General features: G+C 31.5%; 17 protein-coding genes and 1 pseudogene. All 18 read right to left on the bottom strand.

Annotation, left to right across the window (positions count from 1 at the left end):
• Positions 1-28: 28 nt before the first annotated feature.
• On the bottom strand, positions 29-592 hold the full coding sequence (locus CLOBL_RS20715) for a carbonic anhydrase (protein WP_009168572.1): 564 nt from the start codon (positions 590-592) through the stop codon (positions 29-31).
• 95 nt (positions 593-687) lie between these two features.
• Positions 688-1,734: a galactose ABC transporter substrate-binding protein gene (locus CLOBL_RS20710; RefSeq protein WP_077860761.1), complete on the bottom strand. Its 1,047-nt coding sequence runs from the start codon at positions 1,732-1,734 to the stop codon at positions 688-690.
• 244 nt (positions 1,735-1,978) lie between these two features.
• The gene (locus CLOBL_RS20705; protein WP_077860760.1) at positions 1,979-3,037 is read right to left on the bottom strand and encodes a galactose ABC transporter substrate-binding protein; all 1,059 of its coding nucleotides are present in this window, start codon (positions 3,035-3,037) and stop codon (positions 1,979-1,981) included.
• A 35-nt stretch (positions 3,038-3,072) separates the two neighbouring features.
• Positions 3,073-4,053, bottom strand: a complete 981-nt coding sequence (locus tag CLOBL_RS20700) for a substrate-binding domain-containing protein (protein WP_077860759.1) — start codon at positions 4,051-4,053, stop codon at positions 3,073-3,075.
• A complete protein-coding gene (locus CLOBL_RS20695) occupies positions 4,053-5,855 on the bottom strand; it encodes a sensor histidine kinase (RefSeq protein ID WP_077860758.1) in 1,803 nt (600 codons plus the stop codon). The genes CLOBL_RS20700 and CLOBL_RS20695 overlap by 1 nt, the downstream gene beginning before the upstream one ends.
• A 10-nt stretch (positions 5,856-5,865) precedes the next feature.
• The gene (locus tag CLOBL_RS20690; RefSeq protein WP_077860757.1) at positions 5,866-7,479 is read right to left on the bottom strand and encodes a response regulator; all 1,614 of its coding nucleotides are present in this window, start codon (positions 7,477-7,479) and stop codon (positions 5,866-5,868) included.
• Between the two features lie 196 nt (positions 7,480-7,675).
• A complete protein-coding gene (gene mglC / locus CLOBL_RS20685; RefSeq protein WP_077860756.1) occupies positions 7,676-8,902 on the bottom strand; it encodes a galactose/methyl galactoside ABC transporter permease MglC in 1,227 nt (408 codons plus the stop codon).
• A 72-nt stretch (positions 8,903-8,974) separates the two neighbouring features.
• On the bottom strand, positions 8,975-10,474 hold the full coding sequence (locus CLOBL_RS20680; RefSeq protein WP_009168565.1) for a sugar ABC transporter ATP-binding protein: 1,500 nt from the start codon (positions 10,472-10,474) through the stop codon (positions 8,975-8,977).
• A 349-nt stretch (positions 10,475-10,823) separates the two neighbouring features.
• Complete coding sequence (locus CLOBL_RS20675) at positions 10,824-11,900, bottom strand: galactose ABC transporter substrate-binding protein (protein ID WP_077860755.1); 1,077 nt, start codon at positions 11,898-11,900, stop codon at positions 10,824-10,826.
• Positions 11,901-12,224: 324 nt separating this feature from the next.
• Positions 12,225-13,643 carry a [FeFe] hydrogenase H-cluster radical SAM maturase HydG gene (gene hydG, locus CLOBL_RS20670; RefSeq protein WP_077860754.1) on the bottom strand — a complete coding sequence of 473 codons (1,419 nt, stop codon included), beginning with the start codon at positions 13,641-13,643 and terminating at the stop codon, positions 12,225-12,227.
• An 88-nt stretch (positions 13,644-13,731) separates the two neighbouring features.
• Positions 13,732-13,983, bottom strand: coding sequence for a TM1266 family iron-only hydrogenase system putative regulator (locus CLOBL_RS20665; protein WP_077860753.1), 252 nt, complete (start codon positions 13,981-13,983; stop codon positions 13,732-13,734).
• A 453-nt stretch (positions 13,984-14,436) separates the two neighbouring features.
• The gene (locus tag CLOBL_RS20660) at positions 14,437-15,270 is read right to left on the bottom strand and encodes a DegV family protein (protein WP_077860752.1); all 834 of its coding nucleotides are present in this window, start codon (positions 15,268-15,270) and stop codon (positions 14,437-14,439) included.
• Between the two features lie 317 nt (positions 15,271-15,587).
• A complete protein-coding gene (mmsB, locus tag CLOBL_RS20655; protein WP_077860751.1) occupies positions 15,588-16,790 on the bottom strand; it encodes a multiple monosaccharide ABC transporter permease in 1,203 nt (400 codons plus the stop codon).
• Between the two features lies 1 nt (position 16,791).
• Positions 16,792-18,342 carry a multiple monosaccharide ABC transporter ATP-binding protein gene (mmsA, locus tag CLOBL_RS20650; protein WP_077860750.1) on the bottom strand — a complete coding sequence of 517 codons (1,551 nt, stop codon included), beginning with the start codon at positions 18,340-18,342 and terminating at the stop codon, positions 16,792-16,794.
• A gap of 69 nt (positions 18,343-18,411) precedes the next feature.
• Positions 18,412-19,536: a multiple monosaccharide ABC transporter substrate-binding protein gene (gene chvE / locus CLOBL_RS20645; protein WP_077860749.1), complete on the bottom strand. Its 1,125-nt coding sequence runs from the start codon at positions 19,534-19,536 to the stop codon at positions 18,412-18,414.
• Between the two features lie 204 nt (positions 19,537-19,740).
• Complete coding sequence (locus CLOBL_RS20640; protein ID WP_077860748.1) at positions 19,741-20,013, bottom strand: hypothetical protein; 273 nt, start codon at positions 20,011-20,013, stop codon at positions 19,741-19,743.
• Between the two features lie 74 nt (positions 20,014-20,087).
• Complete coding sequence (locus CLOBL_RS20635) at positions 20,088-21,692, bottom strand: FGGY-family carbohydrate kinase (RefSeq protein ID WP_077860747.1); 1,605 nt, start codon at positions 21,690-21,692, stop codon at positions 20,088-20,090.
• A 59-nt stretch (positions 21,693-21,751) separates the two neighbouring features.
• Positions 21,752-21,996, bottom strand: a pseudogene (locus tag CLOBL_RS20630) (transketolase); the annotation flags it as partial.

The raw sequence follows: 21,996 nt of genomic DNA, 5'->3' as shown, positions 1-21,996 counted from the left end.
TCATTTATTACTTACTATTTGTCACGAATTATTGTTTATCTCCGTTTATTATAACTTCAAGTTCTCCTGTTTCAGGACTAATAAGTAATCCATGCACCCTTACTTCTTTAGGAAATAATGGATGATTTTTTATCATTCTTACACTTTCCTTTATCGACTCCTCAACCGATTCAAATCCACGAAGCCACTTCTCAACATTAATCCCTGCATTATTTAAGGTTAATATAGTTTCTTGTTTTATGCCTCTATTTATCATTTTATCTACAAGACTTCTTGTATCCAGATTGCTCATTCCGCAGCCATGATGCCCTATTACAAAAACATCTTCTGCACCAAACTCATACACCGCGACTAATATACTTCTCATTACCCCACCAAATGGATGCATAACAGTTGCCCCTGCATCTTTAATTATTTTTGCATCACCATTTTTTATGTTCATTGCCTTTGGTAGTAACTCTGTCAATCTAGTATCCATACATGATAATATGGCCATTTTCTTCTTAGGTATCTTAGTTGTTACATATTGTTCATAATCTTTGTTTTCAACAAATCTCCTGTTATATTCGATTATTTCTTCTAATTTACTCATTTAGCCCCACATCCTCATTAAATTTATTTTTTAACGTAGCTTCGTAATTTCATTTTATTATTATAATATTATATTATCTTTAAAATATTGTAAAGCTAACTATTGTTTTCAATATATTCTCTATAAGGAATACGAACTGAAACACCAGTACTATCAAATTTATATTCTGTACCTTCAAGTGGAGGCCTATTATGAACTAAATTCATTCCAATATCATAAACTGCTTTCGCCATTTTATATGCATCTTGAATAACTGTTCCTGCCATTTCTCCCTTTCTAATTAATTCTCTTGCTTCTGGTATAGCATCAACTCCAACTACCGGTATAGTCTTATTTGCATCTCCTTTGTTATACCCATATTTTTGTAATACTTCAATGGCACCTATTGCCATTGCATCATTATTAGAAATTACAGCTTCAATTTTATCACCGTTTTGCAGAAATGCTTGTTCCATTGCCACTATGGCTTGATTTTTATCCCAGTTGCAAACTTTTAAAGCTAGTTCCTGGGTTTGTATTCCTGCATCATTAATTGTCGATACAGAGTACCGAGTTCTTCCAATCGCTTCTAAGTTATCCTTATTCCCCATTAGCATAACATATTGCATTATATTATCATGATTTTTATCTATGGTTGCTTTATTTTGATTCCATAACCTTACAAGTATTTCCCCTTGAAGTATTCCTGCTTCTTCCGAATTTGTTCCAACAAAATAAGCTTTATTGTACGATCTAAGTGCATCCATATTGGGTTCTTCTATGTTAAAAAAAACTACTGGAATGTTTTTCATTTTAATTTTATCAATAATACTTTTTGTTTCTTTTGGCTCTATTACATTTATTAATACAAGATCTGTATTTCCTTCTTCTAATATATTATTAAGTAGTTTGTCTTGCTCTGCTTGATTATTTTTGGAATCATAAAAATTAAATTCTATTTTCCCTTTTTCTTGATTTTGAATATTTTCTAAATTCTCCTTTAGCAAAGCATTATATGGATCAGCTGGTTCACGTAGCAATACACTAGCTCTAACTGGTCTATTAGTTCCCACTTGGGCATATGAAGCTAGTCTATAAAAAAGTACCTCAATGCTTGATGTTACAACTACAGTTACTATTAATATCTTCGTTAATAATTTCATTTTAGCCTCCATATTATCATTATCTATTAAAAGCTAATTTTATTATGCGTATTCATAAAAGCATTTATGCTAATAGCACAAATAAAACATTTTACAGTTACTAATTTACAATATATATTAAATAAAAAAAGCCTATGCGGCTTTTCTAATTTAATATATATTTTTCATTATTTATAATTTTGCTTTATCAATTAACAATTCTGTATATAATAGAAATTTACATGCATCTGAAATAATCGTTATATTATTTACCTTCTAAAAACGAATCTACATTTTGGCTTGTGACTTCAGTATGAGAAGTTCTAATATATTGTCCCTTTTCTAATCCATCAACTGAATTGATATTTCCATGTGTAGCTAATGTATATGCAATATTGAAAATGCCCTCTGCCTGTTTTTTGGAATCATTATAAATAGTTCCAATCATGGTTCCATTCTTTACTGCTTCTAAAGCTTTAGGAATTCCATCAACACCAACTACTAGAGGTCTATTTTTTACATTAGCATTGTCTAATGCGTATATAGCTCCAAGTGCCATATCATCATTATTACTGAATACCACCTCAATTTTATCACCAAAATTCTTAATCCATTGTGTCATTTTTGTGGTTGCCTGAGCATTTTGCCAATTTGCTGTATCATCTGCAAGCTTTTCTAATTCAATTCCACTTTGAGTTATAGTTTTAATACAATATTCAGTTCTAATTAAAGCATCCTGATGACCTGGTTCTCCCTCAAGCATAACATATTGAATCTTTCCATCCCCATTTTTATCTACATTTCTGCTATTTTCTTTATAAGCATTTATAATAATATCTGCCTGCATTTCCCCTGATTGTTCTGCCTTAGCTCCTACATAATATAATTTATTCCATCTTTCCATATCTTCTTCCACTGGTTCACGATTAAAGAAAACAATCGGTATATTGGCTGCCTTTGCCTTGTCAATAATAGTTGATGCTGCGGTTCTATCGACCAAGTTTACACATATAACATCATAATTTTGAGCAACAAATTTATCTACTTGATTATTTTGATTAATAGAGCTTCCCTTTGCATCCAAAACATCTATGCTCATTTTATATTTGCCTTCATTTTCTTTTTCCTTTTCTTTTGCGACTTCTTGAATATTTTGAGCAATTAGGGAGATAAATGCATCATCCTGCCTATACAAGGTCACACCAATTTTTATCTCTTTAATGTTATTATAACTTCCTGCCTTTACATTTGCGTCACATGCTGATAATACATTAAATACTGAAATTATTGCTAAGAATCCTGATAATTTTTTAATTAACCTCACTATAAATCCCTCCGCAATATATTTATATTAAATATTTATCTAATGAATGGAAACAATAACCTTTGGTTTTCTTCTGAATACATATTTTCTCTATTAACTACAGTGGAAGAAATATTACTATTGTCCATGTTTTCACCTTTAATTCTATTTACTGCTGATTTTATACTTAAATACCCTACATTAAATTCATTTTGAATGGCAATCGCTTTTATTGTTTTATCTTCCAATAAAGAAATTATTTTGCTTGTGCTTCCTGCTCCATAAATCTCAATAGCTGCCTTCTCTTTGTTTGTATTTATTAAATCTTTCTTTGCCTCAGAAATACCTTCTAGTATTCCTGTATCAAAGGTAACTACTACATCAACATTATTATTTTCCAACAAGCTCTTTCCTTGATTATAGTAAGTCTGCTGCTTTTCATCTTTAAGTTCCCAAAAAATATAATTATTTTCTGCATTCTCCATAACACTCATGAAACCATCATATCTTTCCTTTATACTACTACAATTTAAATTATTTTTTATAATAGCAATATTACTGCACATTTTTCCATTTTTTATTACTTCTTTCCCTAAGTTAACCCCAAGGTTATAGTTATCACAGGAAATACTTGGTTCAACGTACTTTGAATCAACAGTTGATTCAAATAATATAACAGGCACCTTTTTCATTGCATTTTCTATTGGCTTGACCATTCTTTCAAAATCTACAGGCGATATGATTATTGCATCCGCATTATTTTTAATTTCTCTTTCTATTAGTTTATTTTGTTCATCAATGCTATTATCTTCTGATAAAGTAACAAAACTTGTATTTACATTCATTTCTGAAGCCGCTTGATCCATACCTTGCTTCATTATTATTAGACTTTCACTATTCTTCCCTCTAGTTATAATTGATATATTATATATTTTTTTGTCTTTTTCATGCCATAGAGTATCATTTAAGAGCAGTGGAAAAAGTGATACTAATAATAGAAAGGCAATAATTATTATTATTTTTTTTCTTTTTCTCACTAATCTTCTTCCCCTTTCTTCTTAAGCCCATAATAATCCATGCATGGCATATGAATCCGAATTGTAGTACCTTCATCTGGTTCACTATAAATTTCAAGACCATACCTTTTCCCAAAATATAATTGTATTCTTTCATTAACATTTTTTAGTCCAATACCTGAACTCTTCTTTTCTATCTTACTTTCACTAGTTAAAAGTGTATCAGCAACTTCTTGCGGCATGCCAAGCCCATTATCAATAACATCAATAAACAAATCATTTTTCTCAATATAAGCTTTTACTAAAATCTCACCGTCTCCCCCCATAAATTCCATGCCATGATAAATAGCATTTTCAATTAAAGGTTGAACTATTAGTTTTATGCTTGCGAGATTGAGTACGTCTTCATCCACATCTATGCTATATGTAAATTTATTTTTATAACGTATATTTTGAATTGTTAAATAGTTACGTGCATGTTCAATTTCATCTTTTACTGTTATTATATTTTTTCCCTTGCTTAAGCTTATTCTAAATAGTCTTGCTAGAGCTGTTACCATAATAATAGCTCCATCATAATTTTCATTTTCTATCATCCATATTATAGAATCTAATGTATTATACAAAAAGTGTGGATTAATTTGAGCCTGAAGTGCGTTTAATTCACTTTTTCTCTTAGATTCCTGCTCAGCCATTATATTATCCATAAGCAGATGCATTTGATTAACCATAGATTTTATTGCTTTTCCTAAATGCTGCACTTCATATGACCCACTAATTAAAATTTCTACATCCTTTTCTCCGTTTTCAAGTCTTTTTACAGACCTCTCTAACGATTTAACAGGATTAGCTATACGTGAGGATACAAACATATTAAGAAAAACAAGAATAAAAATAGCAAAAAACATAATAAATGCTGCAAAAACTTTCATTTGGTAATAATCCGATGTTATATCGGCCATCGGGGTCACGCCTATTATCTTCCATCCTGTATAACCAACAGTTTTTACTGTAACTAGTCTCTTTTCTCCCTGAAAGGTTTCTATATGATCTCCATCATCATAAGCAGCTTCATTTGGGTTATTTTCTTGAATTAAATTTGAATAAATTAATTGTTGTCTAGGATGATATATTATTTCTCCTTCACGGTCAATTAAGTATACATACCCAGTCTTACCCATGTTTACATTTTTACAAATCTGCTCAATACCACTAAAGTTCATATCTACTAATAACACTCCAAAGGTAGTTTTTTTATTACTTGTCAATTCTACTGCACGGCTTAAGGATACAACCCAATGATATTTATTGTCTAAATCTACAAATAAGTTTTGTACATGAGGTGTTGAGAAATGTAAATTTTCTTTTCTACTCATGGCCTTAGAAAACCAATCGCTTTCTCTTGGATCAACTGAACTTTTCAATTGTCCTACTGGAGATGCCGCAACAACTTGACCATCTTCCGAAAATACAGAGATGCTTATAAGTGAATCTTTGTTGGTCTCATAGAGCAGATCCATCTCCTTATCCAAACTATCCGTAGCTATATCCTTCTTTTTTATTACATTATAATAAGTTGTATCAGATACCTTCATCATATTTCTTAAATAATTATCTAAATTTAAATTTACCTGTTCAAGGATAGATTTATTATTTTCAGATATCATCTCCTCAGTTGAATTTATATAACGTAAATATAGACCTCCTCCAACAATTATCATTCCTACAACAGCTATTACTGTAAATGAAACTGATATTATATATTGTATACTTGCATTTTTAAACCATTTTATTATCCTTTTCATTTCAAATAAATTAAGCATAATAATTCACTCAATTCTTTCTGTACTTTGACGGTGATACTCCAAACTCTTTTTTAAAAACATAACTAAAATAATTTGCTTCTGGATATCCAACCTTATCTGCTATCATATATGTTTTATAATCAGTAGTATTTAAAAGTTTCACAGCTTCTTCTAAGCGCACTGATGTTAAGTAATTAACAAAATTCATGCCTGTCTCTCTTTTAAAAATTGTAGAGAAATATGTAGGACTGACGTGTAATTCAGAGCATAGCTTTTCTACAGAAATATCACAGTCACTATAATTTTCTCCAATATACTCTTTTGCTTTTTCAATAAGTAACATTGATGAATTTATACGTTCCTTTTTTATAGAAACGTTTACCTTGACAGCCTTTTGTATTAGCCATTCTTTTACTTCGTGTATAGAATCAAAAGAATCCAAATAGCTATAACAATTAAAGTCTCCTCCAAAGATATCATTCATTTCTAGCTTATAAGTTTGTACAAGTTTTAATAAAGATGTCATCATTTCCATAATATAAATTCTATATTGGTTAAATGGCAAAAGTAAATCTTCTACTTTCTTAAATAAATTTTCTATTGTTTTCGCAATTTCATCTTCTGTAGATATTTTTATTGAATTTAACATTGCACGTTCCTCTTCTTCATCAAATCTAAGCTGGATAGAATTATCTGGTTCTACATCATCAATATAAATTGCCTTGCCCGTACCAAGTATAAATCTATAATCCAGTGCATTTCGTGCAGTTCTATATGAAGAGCTTATTTCTGAAAAACTAGAGTAGGTATATCCTATTCCTGCTGATATTGTTAAATTCATAATACGTTCATATACCTTACAAACCTCATTTATTCCTTTTATAAAAGATAATATATCTTCCTCTTCTTGAAAATTTCCTATAACTACAACCGTATCAGAATAAAGAAAGCTTACAAACTTACAATATTTATATAAGGTTTCATCTACTATATTTTTTATTGATATTGGTACCAGACTTGTTTCTTTTTCGATTAATTCATTGCTACCCTCATTTAATTTTAAAGTACCATCTGCATGAATTAGTGCTACATTTACATATTCATAATTAAAGTCTATACTTAAATCCTCTGCTTGTTCTTTCCATTTTTCTTCAGTTATCTTTCCCTCTATTGCTCCCACTAAAAATTGTTCCCTGATTACTGGCAGACTTTTTACGTAGTATTTATATAAATTTTCTAAATTTCTCTTTTCACTATATTCCCTATCTAACTGTTCCTTAAGCCTTTTTAAAACTTCCATTAGTTCGATTGAGTTAATTGGTTTTAAAACATATTCAACTACATTTATTTTGATTGCTTTATGAGCATATTCAAAGTCATCATATCCTGAAAATACTATTATTTTCGTAGATGGCATTAATTCTACAAGTTTTTCCCCTAATTCTAGTCCATCCATAAATGGCATCTTAATATCAGTCATTATGACATCTGGCTGAAGCTTTTCAGCTTTTTCAAGTGCTTCCTGTCCATTTTCTGCATCCCCAACCACTATGAATCCGTTTTCATTCCAATCAATCTTTTTTATAATACCGAGTCTTATTTCTTCCTCATCATCTACAATCATAATTTTATATAAACCCATTTAATTACCTCCAATAGATGAACTAAATTATTCAAACATTTCATAAGATTCAGATATTATTATACATTAAGAACTCAATTATTACCAGTAGCATTACAAATTTTTTCCACAACCTTCTTTTTAACAAAAATACAGGTAAATCTTTTATATTACATTAAAAGATTTACCTGTATTATACACTTTCTTTATTTAATTTCTACTTTCTTCTATACTTTGCCATATCAATAGCAACAGCAACGGCAATTATAATACCTTTAATAACTTGCTGCCACATAGGGCTTACAGCGATAAATTGTAATCCATACTGAATAACAGTAAATATTAGAACACCGCTTACTATTCCTCCTACTTTACCAACACCACCATTTAGTGAAACACCACCAACAACGCAGGCCGCAATTGCATCAAGTTCGTAACCATTACCATAATTATTAGTTGCACCAGCTGTTCTAGCAGCCTCTAATACACCTCCAACACCATATAAAAGTGCTGCGAAGATAAATATTCCCATTATAGTTGCAAATACATTAACACCTGAAACTATAGCAGCTTCACGATTACCTCCGATTGCATATACATTTTTACCAAATACGGTTTTATTCAAGATAAACCAAACTAGAATAATAAATACTATAGCAATTGGAACTAGAATTGATATTCCAGGGAAACTTCCTATTTGAAATAGTTTTGTCTGTCCTAAAGCTATGAAATCTGGTCTAATACCACCTATTGGTTGTGATTTATTAGGCGGCATATCAAAATACAAAGAAGTTGCACCATAAACTATAACTTGCGATGCCAAGGTAGCTATAAATGGATGCATGTCATATTTTGCTACTAAAAATCCATTGAATACTCCAAATAAAGCACAGGCAATTACAGCTAGTATTATAGGAATAATAACTGCTATCTGCGGTAATCCTGGGAAAAACCTATTAGCATAGTCTGGATTTTGAAGCATTGAAGTAGATATTACTGCTGCAAGTCCAACCATACGACCTGCTGATAAGTCAGTACCAGCAATAAGTAATGTAAAACAAACTCCAAGGGCAACAATCATTTTTGTTGATGATTGTGTTAATATATCAAGAAATACAGCGTACTGCATGAACCTTGGCTGAATTACCATTATTACAATAACTAGTATTAATAGCGCTAAAATGATAGCATTATCTGTTAAAAAGTTTTTAACAGTTTTTGCTGAAAAAACAACATCCATATCCGCATTTTTCTTATCTATATATTGCTTGCCTCCAAAGATAAGTACTGCTATACCAACTCCCATAATATAAATTGGTAAATCATAAAAAACCTTTGGATTTAGAATAAATTTAAAAACAATTCCTAAAACCACAAAAAGAACACCTATACCTAAAAATATTTTTCCGAATTCTTTTCGTGAAATTATCTTTTCTCCACTCATATTATATACCTCACTTTCTTTCTCCTATAAAAGTCCATTTATTATTAGATTTATTTACAGAGGAGATATGCCTTATTGCATAAATTTTGTAGCTAAATTCATAACCTTTACAGAATCAGCTTCGCTTTGCTCTAAAATTCCAGTAACCTTACCTTCACACATAACCATTATTCTATCTGACATTCCAAGCAATTCTGGCATTTCAGAAGATATCATAATGATTGATTTACCTTGCTTAACCAATTCATGCATTATGGTGTAAATTTCATACTTAGCACCAACATCAATCCCTCTTGTAGGCTCGTCCAATATAAGAATATCTGGATTTGTAAGAAGCCAGCGGGCAATTAAAACCTTTTGTTGGTTTCCTCCCGAAAGGTTTTGAATTAATTGTTCTAAGCTTGGAGTTTTAGTTTTAAGTTCATTATTTGACCTTTTAGCAGCTTCGTATCTGCTAGAATCTTGTAATACACCAGCTTTAGAATATTTCTTTTGACTTGCAATTACAGTATTATCTAATACAGAAAGAATACCGAAAATTCCACTAGCACGCCTTTCCTCAGTTAAAAGTGCAAAGCCACTCTCTTTCGCATCTCTTGGAGTTTTAATTTTAATCTCCTTTCCATCTTTCTCTATCCTTCCAGATTCTACTTCACGAAGTCCAAACAAAGCTTCTACTAATTCTGTACGTTGTGCACCAACAAGTCCGCCTATTCCCAAAATCTCGCCTTTGTACAATTCGAAACTTACGTTTTTAAAGGATTTAGGTAGCGGAGATGAATAATCCTGTACTCTTAAAACCACCTCTTTTGTTGGTTTATATGTTCTTGGTGGAAATCTATTAGTCATATCACGTCCAACCATACGCTTTATTATTAAATCTGTTGTAAGGTCCTTTGCATCCCAAGTTCCTACATACTGACCATCTCTCATAATTGTTACTTCATCTGATATTTTAAGAATTTCCTCCATCTTGTGGGATATATATATAATTGCACATCCCTTATTTTGAAGCTGTTTTATTATTTTAAATAAATGCTTAGTTTCATTTTCTGTTAAGGATGAAGTTGGCTCATCCATAATGATAATTTTTGAATTATAGCTAACAGCCTTTGCTATCTCAACTAATTGAAGATTAGAGGCTGAGAGTTTTCCTGCCAATATTTCTGGATTAATATCTAACTCAATTTCATCGAACAATTCTTGTGTCTTTTTAATCATGGTTTTTCTATCAACTGCAATTCCTCTCATTGGAAATCTGCCAAGCCAAATGTTTTCCATAACTGGACGGAAACGAATTGGGTGTAATTCTTGATGGATCATTGATACGCCTAAATCCAATGCTTGCTTTGAAGTATTTATCTCCATTTTCTTTCCATCTAGTATAATTTCGCCACCATCTTCATGATAAATACCAAAAAGACACTTCATTAAGGTTGACTTTCCTGCACCATTCTCTCCCATTAGTGCATGAACGCTTCCCTTGCGGACTTTGAGTGTTACGTTATCTAGTGCTTTTACGCCTGGAAAAACTTTTGTTATATTATTCATCTCCAGTACATATTCACCCATTAAAACCATCCTCCTTTTATAAATAACAATTCTGGGATGAGGACTTTACCACGTATCCCTATTTAAGTTATGAGTTAAGAGTTAGGAGTCAAGGAATAAAAGCCCATAGCTTTAAAATATCCTTTATAAAATCCCTATGAGGACTTTATCCCAAACTCATAACTCTTAATTCTTAACTTTATAAGTTTTAGGCACATGAAGATAAATAACAAGTCCAAAGTTATCATGAATATTTTTCATCAGGCAAGAAGATAAATTGCCATCACAATGGGACTATCAGGTCAATTTGTCGCCGCAGCATGATGTGAAATATGCTGACAAATGGACTTGTTATTTTTTTGATTGTGCCTTATTTCATATAATCTTTATAATTGTCTTGAGTAACCTTTACATAGTTTATCCATACATATTTTCCATCTGTTACATCATAACCAATGTTATCTTTATTAATTTCTTTACCTTGAGCAGCTGCTAAAGCAATATTTACAGTTGCTTTACCTTGGTTTGCTGCATCATTTAATACTGTTCCAAGAAGTGAACCTTCTTTCATAGCTTGTAATGCTGGTGCTGTTGCATCTACTCCAACTACTGGAATATACTTGCTAGCATCTCCTTTATTGTATCCTTCTGCTTTTAAAGCCTCTATTGCACCAAGAGCCATATCATCATTGTTGCAAAGAACTGCTTCTATTTTATCAATACCTTGTCCTGTAATAAATGCTTTCATAAGGTCAGTTGCTTTTGCTTTATCCCACATTGCTGTATCTGCTGCAAGCTTTTCTGTTTTAAATCCAGCATCTTCTATAGCCTTTACAGAATATTGTGTACGAAGAGTTGCATCTTGATGTCCTGGCTCTCCTTGAAGCATTACATATTGTATTACTCCATCCTTATTTTTATCAGCTTCTGGATGTGCCTTGAAATAGTCAGCTATTAATTCACCTGACATAGTTCCAGATTGTTCTGCATGTGCACCTACATACCATGCTTTATCATAAGTCTTCATATCAGCATCTGATGGTTGACGATTTAAAAATACTATTGGAAGATTCTTAGCCTTTGCTTTTTCAATAATTGGACCTGCAGATGTACTATCAACCGGATTTATTGCTAAAGCATTTACACCTTTTGTAATAAAGGTATCTACTTGTTCGTTTTGTGTAGGCTGCTTATTTTGAGAATCCACTAACTCAATAGTTGCACTCTTGTCCTTAGCTTGAGCTTCCATAGCTGTACGAACGCCTGTCATAAAAGTATCATCAAATTTATATATAGCTGAACCAATTAAAACATCTGAAGATTTAGAGTCTGATTTCTTATCTCCTCCAGCACTTCCTGAATTACTGCTTGATCCACAGCCTGCCATTGTGGCAGCCACCATAACTACTGACATAACGATTGGTAATAATTTTTTAAACCTTTTCATTTATACCCCTCCACATTCTTTAAGTATACTTCGGCACAATCAAAAAATAGATATAACATCTTTAGCCATTATTTTTTTATATGCCTTAGAACAAAGATTTGTTTTTTGTTACTCGTTTACATTCCTTATTATATAGACTTTATAATTTAATCTCCATATGAAATTCTTCACAAAATTATCGAAATTCTTAGGAAATATTTTCTAAAACTCTATCAATTTAATTCCATAAATTTTCTTAATATTAGAGAATCTATAGTTTCGTACAAATAAAAATAGACTTATCCTTGCAAAATATATGCTTTGGATAAGTCCATTAATTATAGATTAGAATCTAAAATCACGTTTTCCTTCATGTAAATCTTCAAGATGTTCTAATACAACTTTTCTCACTTTTTCATTAGGTATTCTTGGAATTTCATTTTTGATTGCTTCTTCGCCTTTTTCTTTTGTGTCAGCAGATGCATAGTCTTCTAAATATTCTTTTAAAGTCATAAGAGCATTAGGCTGACAGCAATTTGCTATCTGTCCAGACTTAACAAGGCTCATAAATCTATCTCCAGTTCTTCCTTCTCTATAACATGCAGTACAGAAACTTGGTATGTGTCCCCTTTCAAGTAACCAGTTTACGATCTCATCTAAGGTTCTATTATCACTCACATCAAATTGTGCTGAATTATCTTCTTCTTTTTCCTTTTCTGCATATCCTCCAACACTTGTAGATGATGCTCCACTTATTTGAGAAACTCCAAGTTCAAGTACTTTTTCTCTTGATTTTTGAGATTCTCTTGTTGAAACAATAAGACCTGTATATGGAACTGAAATTCTAAGCACTGCAACTATTTTTGCAAATATATCATCTGAAATTGCATTACTAAATTCTTCTGGATTAATATCATCAGCTGGTCTTATTCTTGGTACACTTATTGTATGCGGTCCAACTCCCATTGCTGCTTCTAAATGTTCTGCATGCATAAGAAGTCCAACAAAATCATATTTGTACATATTTAATCCAAATAATACTCCCATTCCAACATCGTCAATGCCACCTTCCATAGCTCTATCCATAGCTTCTGTATGGTAAGCATAATCATGTTTTGGACCTGTTGGATGAAGTTCTTCATATGCTTTTTTGTTATATGTTTCTTGGAATAATATATATGTTCCTATTCCTGCTTCCTTTAGTTTTCTATAATTATCAACAGTAGTAGCTGCAATATTCACGTTAGCTCTTCTAATAGCGCCATTTTTATGCTTTATGCTATAAATTGTCTTTATACTTTCTAGTACGTATTCAATTGGATTATTCACTGGATCTTCCCCAGTTTCTAGAGCAAGTCTCTTGTGTCCCATATCTTGAAGTGCAATAACTTCTCTTTTAATATCTTCTTGAGTAAGTTTTTTTCTTGCTATATGTTTATTTTTATAATGATATGGACAATAAGTACATCCATTAACGCAATAATTAGAAAGATATAATGGTGCAAACATTACTATTCTATTTCCGTAAAATTTCTGCTTAATTTCTTTAGCTAACTTGTACATTTTTTCATTTTCATCTTCTAATTCACATTCAAGTAAAACTATTGCTTCTCTATGGGAAAGCCCTTTGCAATCTTTAGCTTTTTCTAAAATTTGATTAATAAGTTCTCTATTATTCTTATTTTTCTTTGCATACTCGAGACTTTCTAATATCTCTTCTTCATCGATAAACTCTGTTGCTACTTTTGATTTAACATTATACATCAATCAACGCTTCTTTCTTTAATTGAATTTTTTGTTGTGTAACACGCTCTGATTTAAAATTTTATGATTCAATTTGGGCAAAACAGTTTTATTTTGCAGTTTTAGAATACATTGTTTTTACACTTATGCCTTCAATCATACCAAGCTTACCTGACAATGAACTTATAATATCATTTGTGGCATCTATAACTACGCTTATTATACCGATATTTTTTTGACGGTAAGGTATGCCCATTCTTCCAACCATATACTGTGAATATTCATGTAAGATGCTATTAAGTTTGTCTGTTGAATTCATATCTTCCACTATAATTCCTATCAATGCAATTCTTGTTTCCATATCTTTTATCCCTTTCAAGAAGAAATTACCTATCTTTTCATATAAAGTGAAACTTGGCTTCAGAGGGAGTCTTAATCTCCAACTGAAAGTTAGTTGAACTTATCTAGGGCCGTGCCACTGTTATCTACCACTTTGATATAAGATGGTAGTGTTACAGTTGCTAAGCATCAGATAAATTATACTATAGAAAAAATAAATCCTTGTGCCAAAAAGACGCAAGGATAGCATATATCTCTATATCTATAATACCGCCTTGCCATTTGGGTCGAACCCTCATGTATCTCAGAACGATTACCATTTAGAAGTCTTTCTTCTTTGGCTTCCCATTAAAGTCAGACTACAATTTTATTTTAACACAAATATTGTTTATATCAAGCTTTGAAAAATAAATCCTTGTGCCAAAAAAGACACAAGGATATCATATATATCTATTGCAGAAATGTTCTCCTATGATTAATAGCAGATTACAATTCCTCCATCATCAGCGTAAACTGTACTTAAGCCTCCCCCTTCAAAAATAATAATATCTTTGAAATTGTATTTACTCTTTATTGCTTCCTTAAGTTTCTCTGCCTTTTCCTTTGCGTTTATATGCCCTATTCCGAGAATTTTATTTTTAAAATCTATACTTTCTTCACCAATCATATCAACCAGTCTATTAAAAGCCTTTTTCTTTCCTCTTACCTGTTCTTTAAGAGTAATTTCTCCATCTAAAGCAGTCATAATTGGAATAACTTGCAATAATGAACCCATTAAAGCTTTCATGCTGCTTATCCTTCCATTCTTGACCAAATTATCTAACCTTTCTAATACAAACAACGTTTTCATGCCATGTATATACTGTGTGACTTCTTCTACAATGCAATTATTTTGAACTTTTTCTTCAATCAATTGCTTTATTTTTAAAACAACTAAATCAGCCCCTGAAACCGCTGTTTTGCAATCAAAAACATGTACAAAGCTCTCTGGAAATTCCTCTAATAACATTTCTTTAGCTAAAATAGCACTGTTGTATGAGCCGCTAAGTTTTCCGGAAATAGTAACAATAAAGTTGTTTTTAGATTTTTTTAACGCTTCTAGAAAATCATTTGGCGATGGACAAGCAGTTCCTATTTTATTTTTACTATTTTTCATTTTTTCAAGCAGTACAGTTCTATCTAAATTTTTATCAATTATTTCCTCATTATCAATTATAATTTTAAAGGGTACTCTTTCCATATACTCTTCATTGCCGAAGACTTCATAATTAAAATCCACACAACTGTCCACTATTATTCTAGCTTCCATTATATTCACCCATCTTTTCATTCAATTCTAATATATATAAATATTAAGTTTTTTATTATTTAGTTTATACTTTTACCTAATTATATATTAATTTTACTATCATTAACAGTTTTTTTTATATTTAGTTTAGTAGGTAATATGTTTAAGCATCACATTTCAAATTAATATAACAGAGTATTATCACCAATAAAATATATGTACGTTTATGTATTTCAAGTATTTATTATGTAAAAAGCAAGCTGCCTAAAATAAAAATCAAATTTTTATTTTAGACAGCCAATTCAAATTTTTATTTGATTCAAACTATTAATTAATCACTATTTTTTCTTCTTTGAATATAAATCAAATACTACTGCGAATAACAACACGAAACCTTTAATAGCCATTTGCCAGTTATTATCGACTCCTAGTAAAGACATACCATTATTAAGAACACCCAATACTAATCCACCGACAACTGCTCCCATAATTCGTCCTGTACCACCACTTGTAGATGCACCACCTATGTAACAAGCTGCCATTGCATCAAACTCAAAGTTAACTCCTGCTTTTGGCTGTGCTGAATTAACACGTGCCGCATAGATTAAACCAGCTAATGCTGCTATTATTCCCATATTAACAAATACTAAAAATTGAGTTCTAGCAACCTTTACTCCTGATAATGCTGCTGCTTTTCTATTTCCACCAACTGCATATACTTGTCTACCAAACACTGTTTTAGTAGTAATAAATGAATAAATTCCTATTATTATTCCAACAAGTATCAATACATTAGGTATTCCTTTATAACTTGCTAAAGTAAAAGTTCCAGCGGCAATCACTAAAACTATAATAACATTTTTAGCAATAAACGATTTCTTATTTTCAACTGTAAAGTTGTATTTAGTAAGTTTTCTTCTGTTAAGAATATTTTTTAGAACAACTCCTAAGGCAAGTATGATCCCTACAAGTACTGTTGATCCTACTAGGTAACCTTCTCCCATTTGGAAATAAAATAGTGGTGGCAAAAATCCAGATCCTATGTTCGCAAATGATGTTGGAAATGGTGCAATTGTAGTACCATTTAATATTATCATTGCAAATCCTCTAAAAACTAATTGACCCGCTAATGTTACTACAAATCCTGGAATTTGTTTATAAGCAATCCAATATCCTTGAGCGGCTCCAACTGCTGCACCTATTAAAAGTGTTATAATAACAGATATTCCAGGGTTCATTCCCTTGGTAACCATACATACACCTGCTATTGCTCCAATGAAGGCACAGACTGAACCAGCTGAAAGGTCAACAGTTCCTGTGATAACTACAAGAAGCATACCTATTGCAATAATTAGTACATACCCATTTTGTTGAATTAAGTTAGTTATATTAAGAGAATTTAACATAATTCCTTTAGTTAAAATTTGAAATATAGCTACTACTGCTATCAATACGATAAACATACCGTTTTTTCCCATTACTTTGCTAAATGTGCTACCTTTTTTAACTTCTTCTTTAACACTATTATTTTTTTCACTCATCTTACTGCGCCTCCTTGTTTTTTGCTGTAACTATTTTCCTCATAATAATTTCTTGAGTAGCCTCTTTTGCATCTAATTCTCCTATCATTCTGCCTTCATTCATAATATAAATTCTGTCACTTATTCCAAGGACTTCAGGCAATTCAGAAGAGATCACAATAACAGCTTTTCCTTGGGCTACTAAATCATTTATAATTGTGTAAATTTCATATTTTGCTCCTACGTCAATTCCTCTAGTTGGTTCATCAAGAATTAATATATCTGGTTCTGCATAAATCCATCTTGAAAGTATTACTTTTTGCTGATTACCGCCACTTAAGTTTCCTGTAAGCTGCAATATACTTGGGGTTTTTATTTTCATTGATTTTCTAAATTCTTCTGCTGCTAAAATTTCAACTTGGTCATTTATAACACCGTTGTGCGAAATTTTCTTTAGTGATGCAATTGAAATATTATGACGTATATCATCAATTAAATTTAATCCTGCATCTTTTCTATCCTCAGTTACATAAGCAATACCTGCATCAATTGCATCTTTAACTGTTTTTATATTAATCTCCTTACCATCTTTTATAATGGTTCCTGAAATATTCGTTCCATATGACTTTCCAAAAATACTCATTGCAAGTTCAGTTCTTCCTGCACCCATAAGCCCTGCAATTCCAACAACTTCACCTTTTTTTACATTTATATTAACATTATCAACCCTTTTTCTATCTGGGTATTCTGGATTATAAACATTCCAATCCTTTACTTCAAATAATACATCTCCTATCTTAGGAGTCCTCTTTGGATAACGATCTGTAAGTTCACGTCCTACCATTCCCTTAACAATTCTATCCTCTGAAATTCTTCCATTGGATGCATCCAAAGTTTCAATTGTTGTTCCATCTCTCAATATAGTTATAGAATCACAAACTTTTGATACTTCATTTAATTTATGTGAAATTAAAATACTTGTAATTCCCTGCTTTTTTAAATCCAACATTAAATCTAATAAGTGTTCGCTATCATCTTCATTTAATGATGCTGTTGGTTCGTCTAAAATTAGTAATTTTACGTTTTTTGATAACGCTTTAGCAATTTCAATTAATTGCTGTTTTCCAACACTAAGTGTGTTTACAATAGTATCTGGATCCTCATTAAGTCCAACCTTCTTAAGTAATTCTTCAGTCCTAGTTCTCACCTCATGCCAATCTATAATCCCATGTTTTGAAATTTCATTTCCTATAAAGATATTTTCTGCTATGCTAAGGTAAGGACTTAAAGCTAATTCTTGATGTATAATAACTATTCCGTCTGCTTCGCTATCTTTTACATTTTTATATTTACATGCTTTACCATTGTATAAAATGGCTCCTTCATATGATCCATAGGGATGTATTCCACTTAACACCTTCATCAAAGTGGATTTACCTGCTCCATTTTCTCCACAAAGAGAGTGAATTTCACCAGATTGCACTTGTAAATTAACATTGTCTAATGCTTTTACTCCTGGAAATGTCTTAGTTATGTTTATCATTTCGAGAATTATATCATTATTCTCTAACATATGTTACGTCCCTCCTTATTTCAGTAATAGTAGCAATTAAATTGCTACTATTACTTTTTAATGTAATTACTATTTATTAAGATCCTCTTGTTTTATATATCCTGAATCAATTAATTCTTTTTGGTAATTATCTTTGTCTACAGAAACTGGAGTACATAGGTATGATGGTACAACTTTTACTCCATTGTTATATGTCTTGTCATCATTTACTTCTACTTTTTCTCCTTTTAGAACTTCATCAACAGTTTTAACAGCTTGAGCTGATAATTTTCTTGTATCCTTAAATGTTGTTTGTGTTTGTTCACCTTTAATAATAGACTTAACAGTAGGTGTTTCTGCGTCTTGACCTGTAATTATTGGCCATGGAAGATCAGCTGAACCATAACCTACACTTCTTAATGCTTCTACGATACCACGGCTCAAACCATCATAAGATGACATTACAGCATCAACTTTTTTACCTGATGAATAATTAGCAGTTAATATATTTTCCATTCTTGATTGTGCTAAAGCACCATCCCATCTTAATGTACATACGTCATCAAATTTAGTTTGACCTGAAACTACAACTAGCTTTTTAGAATCTATATACGGTTGAAGTATACTCATTGCACCATCAAATAACATATGTGCATTATTATCATCTGGAGAACCTGCAAATAATTCTATATTATATGATTTACTATTTGATGTATCTTTTAAATTTAATTTGCTTTCAATATATTGACCAATTTGTACCCCTACAAGTTTATTATCAAAAGAAATATAATAATCTACATTGGCAGTATTTTTAATCAAACGGTCATAAGCTATAACAGGAATGTTTGCATCTTTAGCTTTTTGACAAACATCAGTTAAAGAATCACCATCAATGTTAGCGATTACTAAAGCACTTACACCTTTTGTTATCATATTTTCAGCTTGTGCTACTTGAGTTTCAACGGTATCTTCTGCATATTGAAGATCTGTACTATAACCTAGATCTTTCAAGCCTTGTACCATATCATCTCCATCTTTTATCCAACGCTCAGAAGACTTAGTTGGCATTAAAATTCCAATAGTTTTTCCAGCTGTTGAACCTCCACTAGCTTTTTCTTTATCTCCTCCTGGTGCAGTAGTGGTTACTCCGCAACCTGCTAGTGATCCAAATAGTACCATTGATGATAATAAAATAGCCATTAATTTTTTCTTCATTATTTGTTTCTCCCTTCATTTCCATATATTTAATTTAGAATTTATATTTTACCCTTAACAGTTTTAAACGTTATCATTTTTCGACAAATTAAAACACTTTAAAGGATAATAATATACCAGTTTATCAAACATAGAATATTTAATATTCTATGTTTTATTTTCTGTACTTTATAGCCATAATTCTTAATAAATAATATATACTCTTTATTTATAAAAATTATAAGCTAGCTCCCAAATCACTAATAAAGACATAACTTTCGAATACATACTATTAACATCAAATTTATAATCTGTATTCTTTCTTTTATATACCATTGGTACTGCAGCACCTATCACAATTAACACTCCAAATATTATTAACATCGTAAGAGAACGATTAATAAGTCCCATATCAATTGTAATGAAGTATAACAATAAACAAGGTGCTACCAAATAATATAGTAATCCATTACACATAGTGACATACTTTTGCTCCATTTATAACACTCTCCAATCTAATAAATTTATTATTATTATTCAATGTTTAATAATGCACTATACTAAATACTTATTTATAAGTTGTCTATTGCTGCTCTTTCAATAGGAAATCCCTTAGTATAACGTTTGATAAATTCATTAAAACCTTCAACATCCCTAGAATCAGGCTCTATTTTTGTACCGATTTTTCCTGCAAATACTTTCTGTGCAAGATAACTTTCTAATGTCTCATTTTCTGTTTTACCTTGCATATATGATGCAAGTAGTGCAATTCCCCATGCTCCACCTTCTCCTGCTGTTTCCATGACAGAAACAGTCGCATTAATAGCTGCTGCCATAATCTTCTGTCCTACATCCTTAGTCTTAAACAAACCACCATGCCCTAAGATTTCATCAAGCTTAACTCCTTCTTGCTTAAGTAGAATATCTAAACCTATTTTAAGTGCTCCTAATGCTGTAAATAAGTTTACACGCATGAAATTTGCTAAATTAAATTTACTTTCTGGGGAGCGGACAAACACTGGACGTCCTTCTTCAAAATTCGTTATATGTTCTCCAGAAAAATAATTATAAGCTAATAAACCGCCGCAGTCAGAATCTCCTTTAAGTGCCTCATTATATAAAGTTGAAAATAATTTAGTCATATCAACTTCCATACCAATTGCCTCCGAAAATTCCTTAAATAATCCCACCCATGCATTAAGATCTGAGGTGCAATTATTACAATGAACCATGGCAACTAGATTACTAGTAGGTGTTGTAACAAGATCAATTTCTGAATATACTTTAGATAATTCCCTTTCAAGTACAATCATTGCAAAAACTGAGGTTCCAGCTGAAACATTTCCTGTACGCTTTGCTACACTATTAGTTGCAACCATACCTGTTCCTGCATCGCCTTCTGGAGGACAAAGTGGAATTCCTGGTTTCAACTGTCCTGTGACATCTAAAAGCCTTGCACCTTCCTCTGTAAGAACACCAGCCTTTTCACCAGCTACCAAAACCTCTGGTAAGATATCTTCTAGTTTCCATGAGAAATTTTTTGGAGCAATCAATTCATTAAACTGCTTAATCATGTTTGCATTAAAGTCTTTTGTATCTATGTCAATCGGAAACATTCCAGATGCTTCACCAACACCTAAAGCCTTTTTGCCTGTTAGCTTCCAATGCAAATATCCTGCTAAAGTCGTCTGAAAACTTATATCAGTTACGTGTTCTTCCTGATTTAATATAGCCTGATAAAGATGAGCAATGCTCCATCTTTGAGGAATATTATAGTCGAACAACTTTGTTAACTCTTCAGATGCTTTTTCTGTAATAGTGTTACGCCATGTACGAAATGGTACTAATAGTTCTCCATCTCTGTTAAAAACCATATAACCATGCATCATAGCACTAAATCCAATCGCTCCTATGACTTGGATAGTTACCCCATAGTTCTTTTTAACCTCTTCAGCCATACTCTGATAACTGTCCTGTACGCCTGTCCAAATATCATCTAAGCTATAAGTCCAAATATTATTGACATATTTATTCTCCCAATCATGACTTCCAGAGGCAATAGGTTCATTATCTTCATTAATTAAGACTGCTTTAATTCGAGTCGATCCGAGTTCAATACCAAGTACTGTTTTACCATTGATGATGGCATTTTTTACATCATTTATTTCTAGACTCATAAAATACCTCCACTCTTTTATTTCATATATTTTTTTCTTAATTTATATAAATGCTTTGGTTATTTAGTCGTAACTTTAACTGCCCTTGTTACAACATTGTCTACAGTAAAGCCAAACATTTCAAATAACTCTTCTGCTTTACCTGAAGCTCCAAAAGTATCTAGAGAAATAACTTCTCCATCAAGTCCTACATATTTATGCCATCCAAAGCTTGTTAAGGCTTCTACCGCAACTCTTGCTCTTACTGCTTTTGGCATTACAGACTCTTTATAGCTTTCCTCTTGGGCATCAAATAACTCAAAGC

The organism is Clostridium sp. BL-8, assembly GCF_002006495.1.
GTDB lineage: Bacteria > Bacillota > Clostridia > Clostridiales > Clostridiaceae > Clostridium.
The sequence above is the reverse complement of the archived record's forward strand: the minus strand, read 5'-3'. Positions and strand labels throughout refer to the sequence as shown.

What these genes read in the sequence shown, in the direction of transcription:
- CLOBL_RS20715 (WP_009168572.1), bottom strand. Translation starts at nt 592, where the DNA reads ATGAGTAAATTAGAAGAAATAATCGAATATAACAGGAGATTTGTTGAA.
- CLOBL_RS20710 (WP_077860761.1), bottom strand. Translation starts at nt 1,734, where the DNA reads ATGAAATTATTAACGAAGATATTAATAGTAACTGTAGTTGTAACATCA.
- CLOBL_RS20695 (WP_077860758.1), bottom strand. Translation starts at nt 5,855, where the DNA reads ATGCTTAATTTATTTGAAATGAAAAGGATAATAAAATGGTTTAAAAAT.
- CLOBL_RS20690 (WP_077860757.1), bottom strand. Translation starts at nt 7,479, where the DNA reads ATGGGTTTATATAAAATTATGATTGTAGATGATGAGGAAGAAATAAGA.
- mglC (WP_077860756.1), bottom strand. Translation starts at nt 8,902, where the DNA reads ATGAGTGGAGAAAAGATAATTTCACGAAAAGAATTCGGAAAAATATTT.
- CLOBL_RS20680 (WP_009168565.1), bottom strand. Translation starts at nt 10,474, where the DNA reads ATGGGTGAATATGTACTGGAGATGAATAATATAACAAAAGTTTTTCCA.
- CLOBL_RS20675 (WP_077860755.1), bottom strand. Translation starts at nt 11,900, where the DNA reads ATGAAAAGGTTTAAAAAATTATTACCAATCGTTATGTCAGTAGTTATG.
- hydG (WP_077860754.1), bottom strand. Translation starts at nt 13,643, where the DNA reads ATGTATAATGTTAAATCAAAAGTAGCAACAGAGTTTATCGATGAAGAA.
- CLOBL_RS20665 (WP_077860753.1), bottom strand. Translation starts at nt 13,983, where the DNA reads ATGGAAACAAGAATTGCATTGATAGGAATTATAGTGGAAGATATGAAT.
- CLOBL_RS20660 (WP_077860752.1), bottom strand. Translation starts at nt 15,270, where the DNA reads ATGGAAGCTAGAATAATAGTGGACAGTTGTGTGGATTTTAATTATGAA.
- mmsB (WP_077860751.1), bottom strand. Translation starts at nt 16,790, where the DNA reads ATGAGTGAAAAAAATAATAGTGTTAAAGAAGAAGTTAAAAAAGGTAGC.
- mmsA (WP_077860750.1), bottom strand. Translation starts at nt 18,342, where the DNA reads ATGTTAGAGAATAATGATATAATTCTCGAAATGATAAACATAACTAAG.
- chvE (WP_077860749.1), bottom strand. Translation starts at nt 19,536, where the DNA reads ATGAAGAAAAAATTAATGGCTATTTTATTATCATCAATGGTACTATTT.
- CLOBL_RS20640 (WP_077860748.1), bottom strand. Translation starts at nt 20,013, where the DNA reads ATGGAGCAAAAGTATGTCACTATGTGTAATGGATTACTATATTATTTG.
- CLOBL_RS20635 (WP_077860747.1), bottom strand. Translation starts at nt 21,692, where the DNA reads ATGAGTCTAGAAATAAATGATGTAAAAAATGCCATCATCAATGGTAAA.